This window comes from Legionella nigrisilvae, from assembly GCF_977063395.2.
This window is the reverse complement of the sequence record NZ_CDRUGZ020000011.1, coordinates 465804-479216: the sequence shown is the minus strand read 5'-3', so window position 1 is coordinate 479216 and position 13413 is coordinate 465804. Positions and strand designations below refer to the sequence as shown.

Here is a 13413-nt window from a genome sequence, read left to right as displayed (position 1 = left end):
TGGAAGATTTATGTTTTATTTGATTGGCGAAAAAGAAATAAATTTCATTTTAGAGGGTGAAACCATTGAGGATATCGCCCATCGAGCAATTAACACATACAGAGATCGTCCTGGTTTTTTCACTCCGTATAAAAATAGATATGAGTTCCTCGGTGAATTAATTGCTCCAGGTATATACCCGCTCTCTGGAGTTGTGACTGCTGGATTTTCCGTATATGCTTCAGTCCTTTCTACCGTAATTTGCGTTGGAGGTTTGCTTGTCGCCGCTGGCAGTGCTTTATTTGATGCTCCGACGCTCCGGGATGACGCACTAGAATTTACGGGATTTATGGTACAGTTTGTTGGAGTTGCCCTTTTTACAGCTGCTGTGAGTGCTTTATTAGCAATTCTTAGTGTTCCTCATAGCTTAATTTCTGTAGTTACTCGTTCTGCTGCTTCAATAGAGGCATTATTTTCAGGAAAGGTCGTGGATGCGCCGGGAATGCATGATGAGGTAAAGGCGGAAGTTAATATAGAAGAGTGTGCTTTCCGATGCATTTAAGTAAAGTCTATTTAACGATTAGGGATTAGTAGTTAAGAAAAATTAAACTAATGAACTTTTCTGCTCATTAGTTGATTGTCGATGCAAATAATTCGTTAACATGTTTAATTCCATTTTAATTCGATTGATTTTCTCCTTTAATTTATTTTCTACATCTCGGTAATTTTTAAGATCCAAAGTAATCGATTCTTTTTTTTCTTGCTGTTGAATAATGAAGTTAAGCCAATTGATTTCACTTGCAGGATTAACGAGACGGGAGTTAGTTTGTGTTTGGTCAATCTGTTCTTCAATATTTTGGATTTGTTGTTCGAACTCTTGCTTCTTACACTGCGCCGCATGTAAATTTAAGTCCAGTTCATGGAGTTGTTTGTTTAATTTATCTATTAAAAAAGTGAGTGGCTGATTCATTATCTAGGTTACAGTTCGATCTTGATTACGTACAAAAAATTCGTTTATCTTATAAACGCAAGGATTACTTTTTATCCACAGCTTCTACTTAAAATACATAGCGGATTAAATCAGACTTATAAAAATAAAACAACTGGATAAAAAAAGTTCTTTGTTTGATTGTTAATTGCCCATCATGCTTGATGTTGTTAGAATGCGGTTCCTTACAATCTGTATTTATTAGGTTTTAATTAATGAAAGAGATCACTCTAACCGCGATATTTGAAGGAACAATCTACAGTATTGAAGAACCGAATACTCATTTGCATCAAGTTTTATCGAAAGATTGTAAGGGGGTACGCATTACCTCTGCTCAGGAGGTTGAACAATATAAAGATGCTACCCATTTTAAAATGGGTTTTAATGGATGCGGTGTTGATTATGGAGTGAAAGGGCTTTTATTCGGTGCTGGAGTTAAAAAACAAAGTGATCAAGTAGTCGAAGTGATCAAAAGATTAATTAAAGATGGATATAAAGTAAAATTTAATGGCATCGGTTTAAGTCGAGGTGGTATTGCTGCGATTATGGCAGCTATAAAGTTAGCTCATATTGATCATTTTCATTTGGAAACCAATTTGCTTCTTTTAGATCCTGTACCTGGTAATTTATTTTATGTTCCTTTTTTAGATGTTTTTCAGTATACCTTAACCAATAACGCAATTGATTTATCTCATTCTAAAAATTTAAATTATGTTGAAACGCTCTATCCTTATCTTGAAGTGGGTGATGACACTGAAGACTTTGTCGATCAGATCCTTGCAAAATTCCATATTCCTATAAGACCTACTTATCCTCAACATTGTCAGGTTAGAGAAGAAGTTATTTTAGGTGCGCATTTAAAAGCATTTCAGGATGTTGATAAAGAAAATGATGCCGTTCATCTACGTTATGGAGTGGATGTGATTCCTGTAATCAGAAAACTGAGTAAAGCGATTATGTATCAGTTCTTGGATAGGGTGGGGAGCATAGTAAAATCCGGAGAGAATATAGAACTGTCCGAGATCATTAATGAATTTCAACGAGAGGGAGCGAAATGGAAATGTATTTTAGCTGAAATTATTGCCACCATCATCCCTAAAAGTAGAGTCTTGCATTCTCAGGATCAATCGAAGATTACAGTCTCGAATTCAGCAAAATATTTAAATAAAACCCATCGTGAACTTATCGATACTGAATCCCAGGATCCAGGGGAACTCTGTTTAAAAGTAGAGCCAGAGCGGCCTTATTTAGAAAGGAAAAAGACCCCTTTAACAAACGCAGTATTGGTCGATTTGATCGAATTTATTAACAGTAAGATGACCAATACAAGTAAACAAGGTGAAAAAGGTGGGTTATTACTTAAAATAAGAAATGATCTTCAACGCGAAGGCGAAGATGCATTCGATGAAGAACAGCTGAGTTATATCCTTAGAGATATTCTGGCAGTTGCATTGCAACGCGATCGTTACAGTTATAGTTTTTACAGTACAACTACTTCTGGACTTGCATTGGTTAATGCATTAAATCAATCCAAATTTATTGCAATTAAAGAGCTGCTCCAATTTGATGATAAACCAATTGAATACTCTGATTTGACTAGCTATGTTTTGGGCCGCAATGATCCAGGACATTTTAATAGTCAAGATATGAGAGTCAATTTTGATTTAGTAGCGGATCATTCTCTTGGAGAAGATGGATATAAGATGCTAATTTAGATTGATCACGGTTTTTTGTGATACATAAAATATAATTGAACAATAAGTTATAAGGGATCATATGGCTAAAGAATTAAGGAAAAAAATTAATACAATACTTCATTTTTATGTAAACAGCCGATCCCTTGATATTCTTGTAAAAGGAATTTTAATCTTCTTAGTTCCAGCCAGGTTCTAGTAATGTTTCACTGGCTAAAAAGATGGCGGTACAAACGCATCATAGGTCATTCACCTGTCAGGGACGAACAATGGGAAGACGTATTTCAAAACTTACAGTTACTACGACGTTTAAGTGAGCAAGAACAAATAAAGCTTAAGCGTTTGGCAATTTTATTTCTTCACTATAAATCCTTGGAAGCGGTTGGAGACCTGCAAATAACACTTGCTATGAAATTAACTATTGCACTACAAGCCTGCCTCCCTATTTTGAATCTTGGTTTCGATTGGTATGACGGTTGGATTTCGGTTGTGATATATCCCGGCGCCTACTCGCATGAAAGCAAAACAATTGATGAGTTTGGTATAGAACATTTAGGAAGATCCTACTTAAGTGGTGAGTCATGGCAGCAGGGGCCAGTCATTATTTCTTGGGATGATGCATTACATCATGGTGGAAAAGGAGGGCGTAATGTGGTAATTCATGAATTTGCCCATAAATTAGATATGCAAAATGGAAGGGCGAATGGATTTCCTCCACTTCATAAAGGAATGTCAGCGAAACACTGGGCTGAGGCATTCAACAAGGGATATGAAAATCTGATAAGCCGTATCCAGCAAGAGGATCCTATTCCAATTGACCCCTATGCAGCTACCTCACCTGCTGAATTTTTTGCCGTATTTTCTGAATTATTTTTTGAAAAACCTGAAGTAATCAACCGGTACTATCCTGATATTTATGATTTACTCACTCAATTTTATCGTCAAGATCCTCTTAGGACTAATGTTTTTTAGCTTCGGTGAAGGAAGCTGTAACCCTAACTGAACTTCGTTTCACCCAAGCTAAGGGGGTAATTACCAAGTAAATGCATATCGTGTTTCTCTCGTGCTCCATCCATCTGTAATGTGTACTTCGAGTTGCCGTTCAGAGATCAAACTAAATTCAATTAATGAACCCCAATATGGATTATGAAATTCGAAGCTTTGTTTGGTTTGTCCTATGGTAAGTTTGCAAGAAACTTGTCGAGGTTCCGGAGCTCCAAGACCATCACCATAACTTAAATCCAATTGAGTGGAGCCCTGCGATCTACCGGCAGAAGCCACTTCATTCAACCAGTTACACTCAATTTTTGCTGATTGAGCGTGTTGATTTTTGAGCTTTAAACAACTTCTTTGTGAACTGATACATGGATTTGCTAAGGATGAACCCGTTACTAACCCCAGGAGAAGAAAAGTATAGAATTTTTTCATTTTTATGCCTAATTAGTTTGGGTGTGATGTTTTTATCATCGTTTTCAATGGGTTGTCAATAGTTATAAAAATATTCTATTTATTTAAAAACTATAAATTTAGCATAATGTTTGCGCTAATAATCCATGATTTCGAGTATAAAAAAACAACCTGGTTGGTGCAACCAGGTCTGCCGGGCCTGTTATTAATTCAGTACTTAATAGACAAGTACTTCTGCACCTTGAACCTGTTCTTGCTGATCAGGGAGTAGTATTTGAGCTTCCTCTTGAGCCAAGCTTGCCTCATAACGTAACAATTCACTTGTTTTGAAGAATCGAAGCGTTTGATACTTGGTTTTTTGACGTTCTTCTTTTTCAATCCTTTCGATAACAGGTTCAGTTTCCATGAACTCTTGTTCTATCAAAGAAACTTGTTTTTGGGACGTATCATCAATGAAGGATGCAAGATCGAGTTTGGTTTGCTCCAGAAGTTTTCTTACAAGCTCCCCTCGGTGGCTGTCCAATAGTTCATTGTGATCTTTTAAAGCATGCAGACAGTCTCGTTCCTCTTTTTGGATAGAAATTTTTGTTTCATTCAGTAATTCAATCTGTGCTTTAATATGCCGAATAGCTCGTTGGTTTATTAGGTTCTTTGCTATCAATTGCCCGCTTTCCAGGTAAGAACAGCTGGCTTCATTCATCCGATTTGTTGCAGATTTAATCGTTTTATCTATATTTTCAATCTCTTTTTCCTGGGCAGTTATTTTTTCGGAAATATCTTGTATTCTACGGCGTATCCTCCCCAGATCCTCCTCTATTCTACCCTGCTTGGTGATAAGAACAAAAAAGCGCTCTTCAGGTATTTTGCCAAAAATAACCTTAAGTCGATTTTGATCTACAGGGTTTAATTTCCAATTCCACTGTTTTATTTCATCGACATACTCCATTTTTTGGCGAATTAAATCAGGAAGTTCATGATGATCAACATCTAAATTATTCCAATCCAATGTTAAAAGAGCTTTTAATCGTGCTAGTTTTTTAAATTCAACTTGTTTTTGTTCAGGAAGCACCTCAATCGCTTTATCATCAAGTTTAAGCAGAGAGTCTTTATTTTTATCAAGTGTTTCCTTCGCCGTTTTCAGTCTGTTTCGTTCTGAATCTACGCGGGCTAAAAAAGAGGATTGATATCCGGTGAATTCCTTTCGGTAGGGCATATCTTCTACTTGAAGTTCTATGTAGGACTGAATGCCATCAGTTCCATTTTGAATGTGCAACTTTCCGGGGGCCACCTGAAGTAATTCAGCAAATCGAGCTTGTTTTTGTTTAAATAGACTTTCCTGAACGTCTTGATTTAGTCCATCCTTTTTACCCAACTCCTCTATGGAGCGTGTAAGTTGCTTTTGTAAAGAACTCAATTGCGTTAAGTAAGGCTGATATGCTTTATATGTGCTAAATCGGACAGTGGCTTCATATAATTCATGGATCACATGACTTGGATTATCTTTACTTTGTTCACTGATGCGAAGTAGCGTTTGCTTCATATGCTTCCAGGTAGGATCGGAAGTTTTAAAAAAGTAAGGGGACATTTTTGTTAACAAATTACGAAATGCAGCGATCTGATGCTCGGAAACCACTTTATCATGACAATTTTGGCGAAAATCAAGATCACAGTGCGGGGCATTATTTAATGAGTCAATCGCATCAAGTGCATCATTAATTACTTTTCGAGGAGATGAGTGACTAATTGAAAATAAATATTTATCTTTTAAAATGACTTTATGTTGCTGAAGCGCCTTATAAAGTTCACCGATTAGACCTGCATCTTGAGGTGAATTGATTAGATTACCAGCCAAGTTAAAAATATCCAATGCTGCTTTCTTGGCTTCAGTGCGTTCAAAAATCGCATGAAAAGCAGCTGGATTTTCGTTAATCCATGCAAATTCATGGCGTAAATATTCTGCCAGTTTTTTCATGATTTCTGCATCATAACTTCTTTGGAGATTATTCAAATCCGCATCTTCAGGTAACTCCAAATTTCTATAAAGAGTTGAAAAAGAAAGGATCAAACCCTGCATTTTAAATTGTTCTACCAGTGAAAATTTTGTAAATTCAGCGCAACGATTTAGAATTAAAGGTTTCATTTTAGCCAATAATTCCCGAATTTGTTTACTGTCCGCATCTTTTAGTTTCTTTTGATAAAACTGGATGATACTTTCAGAAACTTCTTGTTGCTCATCACCATGTAGCACTTTGTTTTTTTGTTTTATGAGGCTGTCAATCACGTTTCTAACTATTTCGGGTATATAGGAAGAATTTTGTGACGAATTTTTAGGGAAAAATATTTTGATTGCATTGGGGCATATAGAGCAAAACTCTCCAATTAGATTAGGTAAAATTTGTTTGCTTTGAGCCAATTCAAGATTTTTTCTTACCTGTTCAGAGGGATTTGTATACTCAAGAACAGCTCCTGCTTTATCAGCAATCACGGTTTCCAGGTTCTGGTACATTAATGCTTTTGTTGCTGCAGTAAACGGTTTGCCTCTTTGTTGCAGCTTTGTTTGAATGTTTAATTCTTGAACAAAATCCAATTCTTTCAAGTACTTAAATCTTAGAGCCTGCTCATTGGTCATAGGAGCTTTTGCAGCTTTAGCTGCCCATTGTTCTTCGCGTGCAGCCTCCCAGAATTTGGACGCTGATTTTTTAAACTGAGTAATACTTTCATACAAGGAAGTTTCAGATACAGCGGGGTCTTGGGAGCGAGTTAATTCACTCAGCAGCATTTCACGCCATTGATAAAGCTCATATTTCATTTTAGGATCATTCGGATAGATCTCGAGAAGTAAGCTTTCCCATGCTTCAATTTGCAGCATCAAAATTTGTTGGGCCTCATCAATAGCCTGAGTATAGGTTCTATCGACTGTAGCCTGTAGCTTGAGCTTATCTCTCACTTCTTCAATAGTATGTTCATTAATACGTTGGCGGGTCCAGGGGAACACATAATAGAAAAACTTATTAAGTAAATCCTTGGGAGTTTTTACTTGGTAGATTGGCAGCCATTCACCAGGTTTTCCATTACGTGCAGCGCGGCCAGCGATTTGGGTGGTCATTCTTTCAGTATCAGGATAAGTTTGTATTACAAATAAACCTTTAGGATGATCGCCTGTGTTAATGTCTATGCCTTTTGCAAGCATTGCAGTGCCTACCGTGATAGTATTCGCTTGACCTGCTTGCTTGATGATTTTATCTAACTCTGCCGCGGATTCTTTTCCGGTAATAATTTGAACTTTAAACCCTTGCTCCTCATAAATTTTTAAACTGGTACCAATAGCCTGGGCTTCATCAAAATCTTCATTTACGATAAGGATAGGTTGAGTTTGTGTGTGACTCCATTTTTCAATGGCATTTTTTCTTTGTAAAATTAAGGTTTCATCATAGGGAAGAATTGTTTCATCAGGATTAATTTCCATTGTTGGCTTTGTGACGGGGCGCTTAATTTTTTTAAACGTTTCATGTATTGCCTTGACGGTCTCATCCCGATTGAAGGTGAATATTGGAGGATGGTTTATACGTTTATCGCCCGCATACGGAGCCACACTGATTGCTTGAGTTCCCACTGATGTAGCCAAACTCTCCAGTTCCGTTTTATCTCCCGGAGTTGCCGAGATTCCAAGGAGGCGACCTAAAGTTTTTTGGAAGAATTTGATTAACCCTCGTGCAGATTGACTGCCAAGTACTGAGGGAACAGCATCAATGCAAATATATTGGGCTTGATCTTTTCGTTCTGCTTTAAGCCGTGCTTCTAGCGCTTGTTGAACTGACTCAGTAAAAATTGAGCCAGTCTTGGGGGTACTCCGAATTAAAGGGATACAGGCAATTTTTTTCGTAATTTCATGCCCAGCCTCATTTTTTTCTTTGAGTGGTTGCATGATGAAATGCTTGTTTTCAACCAGAGTTGCTGCGATGCAACTGGCATGAATCCATTGCTTCAATTGGGTGTTACTCGATGCCATCAAATAATTTTGCTTTTCAACATCGCCATTAAATTGCTCATTAATTTGCTTATTGAGAAACAGTCTGAATTGATCCAAATCTTCATCTTCATCCCAGGCGGGGTTGAGTTTACGAAATCCGGGAAGATTAATAAATTGGTATGCAAGGGGATAAATCCACTGTGCAGGATTGTTTACATTAGCATCCTCGACTTCTGCAACGAGTTTATAAAGCGTTACTTGATCCAAAAGAGCGTCGTCACATTCATCCAAAACAATGTGTACTGGACCAATGGTTTCAAGTAATTTTTCATTTTGGTCCATCTTAACAGCTAAGTGAAAACTGGCCATGTCCTCAACTGTAGAGCAGTTAATTCCATTAGGGATGAATCGGTCGATAGGGCTGTTACTTTGGATAAGTGCCGATCTAATGTTTAAAAAATTAAAAAAAGGTTCGCAGCTGTTTTCATAGTCTCGAATCAGTAGAGTCGGGTTTGCTGTCCATTGAACTACCGTACCCCCTTGGGCCCATTGTATAACAGAAAGCATCGGAGTATTTATACTTTTCCCTTCACCCGTTTTGATACGCATTAATAAATTAGATGATGGATCTTCTAATGCAAGCAATAGGACAAGCATTTGTGTGGTGTTTGGGAAGATTCCTGTGGTGCGGAAATAGATTTCTCTTAAATACGCTAAAAGTTCTAAATGAGCTATCTCTCGTTCTTTGGGGCCTAACTTTTGCGAACGCAGCTGTTGAAGTCGCAGGTCGGCTTGTACTTTTAAGTCATGACGCGAGCAAGCAGTTAAACCTTTTAGGCCGGTAAAATCACCAGGATTGAGTGGATCGGTATAGCCTAAAGTTTCTATGAAGGTTAATTGTCTTGCAAGCTTCATTTGCAGTGCGTGCGGTAAATCTTCTTCACGTAGCAAATCTTGTAGATTAGTTAAGGCATCTTTTATTCGATCGGTTGCAAACTGTTTTACTAAATCTCTTTTTTCTCCCGGTTTAGCAAAAGGATTCGTGTCAAAGCTCAGGTAATAGGCGTTAATTTTTTCAGAGTCGTGCGCAAGTAATGCAGCGTTGAGACTCTGTGCATTGGGGTAAGGAGGTGTACTGAATAATTTAAGGACCTGATCGACATCAGCAGACAAACGCCGTTTTAATCCCTTAGTGATTTCTAACAAAGAAGCTAGAGTTACGGTGGAGTCTTTTTTATTTTTAGCTAAACCAGTCAAAATCGTAGCTACTTTTGCTCTCTTCTCCTCTGGATTGATTTCAGCTAATTGTTCGAGAATATGAGGATAAGTGCTCATATTCTGTGTGGCATTATCCTGAGAGATTCTATTGAGTAGTGCAATACAAAGTTCATGTTGATTGATATTATGAGTTAAAAATAATTGAGTCTTTTCAACCAATTCTGGGATGAGTCCCGATTCCGTAGTCGATAGCCCAACTAAAATTTGAATAATTTGTTTGATAATTAATGATTTGGTCTCTTCTGAAAGATCTGATTTCTTGAATTTATTTAATGCTGCAAGTGGGAAGGCTGTAGTACTTTTCAAGTTATGAGCCATGCTCATTTTGAAAAACATGGTTTGAGTTTCGGGATCAAGATCCGGTAAATCAAAAAGCTCAACTAGGCCATCAACAGCGCGTCCAATGGAAATATTATCTGCATTAGGATGTTCATCTAGAGTTTGGGTTGTTAATTTCAAATAAAGATCCAGTTTCTCCGAACTGTCACTAATTAATTTATTAACTAAGGTATGTTTTTGCTGATAATTTAAACGAGCTAAGCTTCCTGTATTAAGTTGTTTGTAAATTTTAATAAATTGTTGAGGAAGTCGATCATTTATCTCTATAAGCAAGTTGAGATAATTAGCCAATGACTCAATTTTGTTTTTATAACCTTCTAATGCTTGATCTGCGGGAGCATTTTCATCGATTAAAGCCGCTTCCTCAAGAATGCTTTTTTCAAATTCAGAATCTTGAGTATTTAATTGTTGTAAGGTTTTTTTCAGGGCAGGTAGTACTTTTTTCTGAATCAGTTCCTCTTTGAAGAAGAATGTCAAAGAATGTGTCTCATTAAAAGCGGCCATCCACGATAGGCAAGTATTCAAATCCAAATCTTTGACAATTTGCTTATTCAAAGGATTGTCAAAAAAAGGTCTCATTTGTGAAAGAAACAGGTTATGTACTTGACCTAAAACAGTAGCAAACGTTTTGTTAGTTGTTTGATCGGTAGCTTTTCTTTTTCCAGTTAGTAGGAAACTTAAAATATATTCCCCTTTAGTCTCTCCAATGAGAAGACTATACATTCCTTCAAGTAAGAGGGGTTTTTTTTCTTCGAAAAATCGAAGTTTTTCGATCACTTCAGAAAATTTGGGATTGGGGCTTTGTAATAGATTAACTAAGTCCTCAACTGCATCAAATAGGGGTATTAATTCTCTATTCAGTTGATCACGTAATTGCTTAGGAACAATTAAATTGTCTAGGTTTTTTTGTAATGCCTTTTTGAGGAGATCAATTTTGAATACAGCACTTCTTTTTTTAATTGCTTCAACTAGGGCATCAACAATTAAATCATCGAGCTTAGAAATATCTCCATTACCCAGCACACAACCCGGAAAAGGATTTTTTTCAATGATGATCGCTTTTAACCATGCTTCCTGTTTTTCTAAAGTTTTGCACTCAGAAGGGATTGTCTCTGCTGAATCCGCAAGTCCCTGGAGCAGGAGTTGAATTTGTTCTGCTTTAGGCAAAGTTTGAGACTTTGAAAGATTAATTTGACTTAAAGTACTTAATATAACGTGATGAAAGAGCTCGCCTTTCTTATCTCTTATGCTTTGAATTGTTCCTAATAATCGCTCAAGACTTTCCTGATTTAAATCAGGTTCATTGAGCTTTGCGAGTAATTTAATGATCTCCGGAGAGAAGTTTTGGCGATTTTTTTGCAGCATCGCTGTAAATGCGGCAGTAACGGATAGAGAAAATTTATCGATTTCGGCTGGAGCAGTTTTTTGAATACGTTCTTGCAGTGTATTGAGTAATTCAAACCCTTCATTTTCCAGACATGAAACCAGGGGAACAATGAAATCGACGTTGAGGTCTTTATCAGGAAATTCAGTTTTAAATTCCCGACATTGTTTCATTAATGTTTTAATTTGCACCAATGAAGGTTGAGGTTTGAATAAAAAACATCGAGAGAATGCTTGCAATAAATGAGTACGCTCGTTTTCTTCCAGACCTTGTAATGAATGGATACAATGAATTAAAGTTTCTTTCCATTGCGCAGGATCCAAAGCCGCATTATTTGCAAAAGTACAGGCCAAAATAAATGTTAATTGATTCTTCTGGGCTGAAGTCCATGAAGTAAGTTTTTCAATTTCACGAAGTTGTTCCTGAATGTCGGCTAATCTTATTTCAGCTTTCCAATGCTGACCCATGTATCGAAATAGCCAGGGAGTAAGCTCATAGGGTTCCGGTGTAATTTTCTGATAAATGAGTTGGGGATCTGTGATTGTATCTTCAGGGTTTTCAAGCTGCATACACGCAGCAACCTGCCTAAATTGCTCTGAAGCTGGTTTTTGCAACATGGCATAATGTACACCTGTTGATCCCCAATTAAGATCCGATAAAGAGAGACACTGCTCCTGCGGATTTTTTGCATGTTCGATTACATCCAATACCCTATTTAATGTAACGAGGAAATGTCCCTTATGATGAATCGGACACGGATTGGGAAGCGTAAGATTTTTTTCAGCGATACGGGGAATAATGATTTGCGTATAAGCATCAAAGAAGGTATTAAAATCAAAACTGCTTTTATCATACTCTAAATGCGACCGAACCAGTGTATTCCACCATTCTTTTTGTTCTGATGGAAGCTGGGTTAATTTTTGTAGGTTTTTAATTCCACGCGTACTCAAAAGTGAATTTTGTACTTCAGGATTTTTAAGAAACTCAAGATCTATTTTTTTATTTAAACAAGTATTTAGCAGTCTGACCAATAAAACAGTATGTGCTTCACCTCCAAGTATATATTGCTTACAAAGGAGAGGAACGATGAATTCATCGTGTTGTTTAGGGGAGAGAGAGCCATTTGATTTATACAGCTCCATTAAAAACGTTTTAATTTCATTTTCATATGCAGGAATAAGACTTAGAAGCATATTTTTTTTGGCTAATGAGAACTTAGATCTCAAAAGTAGAGAAAGAGTATTTTGAGGAAGATGGGGCAACAGTGCCGTTGCCTCCTCAATTGAGGGTAAGGTTAACAATTCTTGTTTTTTGAGTACAGGGGCTAAACCAGAGGGTAGTTTTCTTGGTGCATCCGTATAACAAAGCGCTTTTTTATCTTTGTTTATATAAAATCCTTTAGGAAGATTTCCAGGAATGATACCGTCACTAAACGCGTAAATATGTTCTTTTATCAAGGGGAGTGCTGATTCTTGCAGATTATCAATCCCTAAAGCTTTGAGTTGTTTGATTAATTCAGGAATCTCAGTTGATTCAATTGGAACAAGATTGAGGTCGGGGCCTCCTACATGTTCACTCTGTTCGAGGTGAATGACTTTCTGGATACTTGGGGGTTTAGGTAAAAGAATGCTTTTTTGAATTTGGATGCGCGCACGCACTGCAGGAGAGCTAGAACTTAATGCGTACTTTAAAGGGTTGATTTTGGGTTCGTTGGATGTATTTTTAAGTAAGGTTTCTGCTGTTTTATTTAATATTATTCGACGTGCAATAAGTCCAAGTCGATTTGATGCCTGTTGGTTTTCTGGAATTTTAAAAATAAAGAGGCGCTTACGATCATCGTTAATAAAGTTGAGGAGGGCGTCAATATCTTTTTCAGCGAATTGTTTTGAATCAAGTTCTATTTCTAAGGGAGTATAGTTTATTTCAGTTTCATATGAACTTATTAGATTTTCTAGTAGGGACTGAATGTATTTGTTTTCTGAATATTGTGGCACAGCAAAAACTCCCAGAATCAAAAGAAATAAAAGAATACATTGTTATTATTAACAGGAGATTAAGCGTTAAAGATGTAATGAATATTTTTTTATTTCGCTGATGGTGAAGCGTATTATATTGGAAAAAAAAGAATATATACAATGCTATATGTAAAAAAATTATTCATTTAAGGTCGAACTTTAATGAGTATTTTTTTGAGGATTAATTTTGTACCCATAGTTCGTGTTTTTATTCCTTCTTGCTATCACATCTATTGATTTTTCTGTTAATAAGGCGTTTAAAAAGTTTATTCTTGGTTTTTCGATTACAAAATTAACTTCTTTAGGAAAAGTGCAAAAATTTACTTGACAGATCTTGGGGAGCTCATTAAACTGCGAAC

General features: G+C 36.8%; 6 protein-coding genes. 3 read left to right on the top strand and 3 right to left on the bottom strand.

Annotation, left to right across the window (positions count from 1 at the left end; all coding sequences use genetic code 11):
* Positions 1-10: 10 nt before the first annotated feature.
* Positions 11-541 carry a hypothetical protein gene (locus ACWTE2_RS02195; RefSeq protein WP_454783956.1) on the top strand — a complete coding sequence of 177 codons (531 nt, stop codon included), beginning with the start codon at positions 11-13 and terminating at the stop codon, positions 539-541.
* A gap of 42 nt (positions 542-583) precedes the next feature.
* Here ACWTE2_RS02195 and ACWTE2_RS02190 read toward each other — a convergent pair whose 3' ends face one another.
* Positions 584-949, bottom strand: coding sequence for a hypothetical protein (locus ACWTE2_RS02190; RefSeq protein ID WP_454783955.1), 366 nt, complete (start codon positions 947-949; stop codon positions 584-586).
* A 233-nt stretch (positions 950-1182) separates the two neighbouring features.
* Here ACWTE2_RS02190 and ACWTE2_RS02185 point away from each other — a divergent pair, with 233 nt between their 5' ends.
* The gene (locus tag ACWTE2_RS02185) at positions 1183-2682 is read left to right on the top strand and encodes a hypothetical protein (RefSeq protein ID WP_454783954.1); all 1500 of its coding nucleotides are present in this window, start codon (positions 1183-1185) and stop codon (positions 2680-2682) included.
* Between the two features lie 180 nt (positions 2683-2862).
* Positions 2863-3633, top strand: a complete 771-nt coding sequence (locus ACWTE2_RS02180) for a M90 family metallopeptidase (protein WP_454783953.1) — start codon at positions 2863-2865, stop codon at positions 3631-3633.
* 60 nt (positions 3634-3693) lie between these two features.
* Here the strand turns inward: ACWTE2_RS02180 and ACWTE2_RS02175 are convergent, their stop codons facing one another.
* Complete coding sequence (locus tag ACWTE2_RS02175; protein ID WP_454783952.1) at positions 3694-4089, bottom strand: hypothetical protein; 396 nt, start codon at positions 4087-4089, stop codon at positions 3694-3696.
* A 196-nt stretch (positions 4090-4285) separates the two neighbouring features.
* The gene (locus ACWTE2_RS02170) at positions 4286-13033 is read right to left on the bottom strand and encodes a helicase-related protein (RefSeq protein ID WP_454783951.1); all 8748 of its coding nucleotides are present in this window, start codon (positions 13031-13033) and stop codon (positions 4286-4288) included.
* Between the last annotated feature and the right edge of the window lie 380 nt (positions 13034-13413).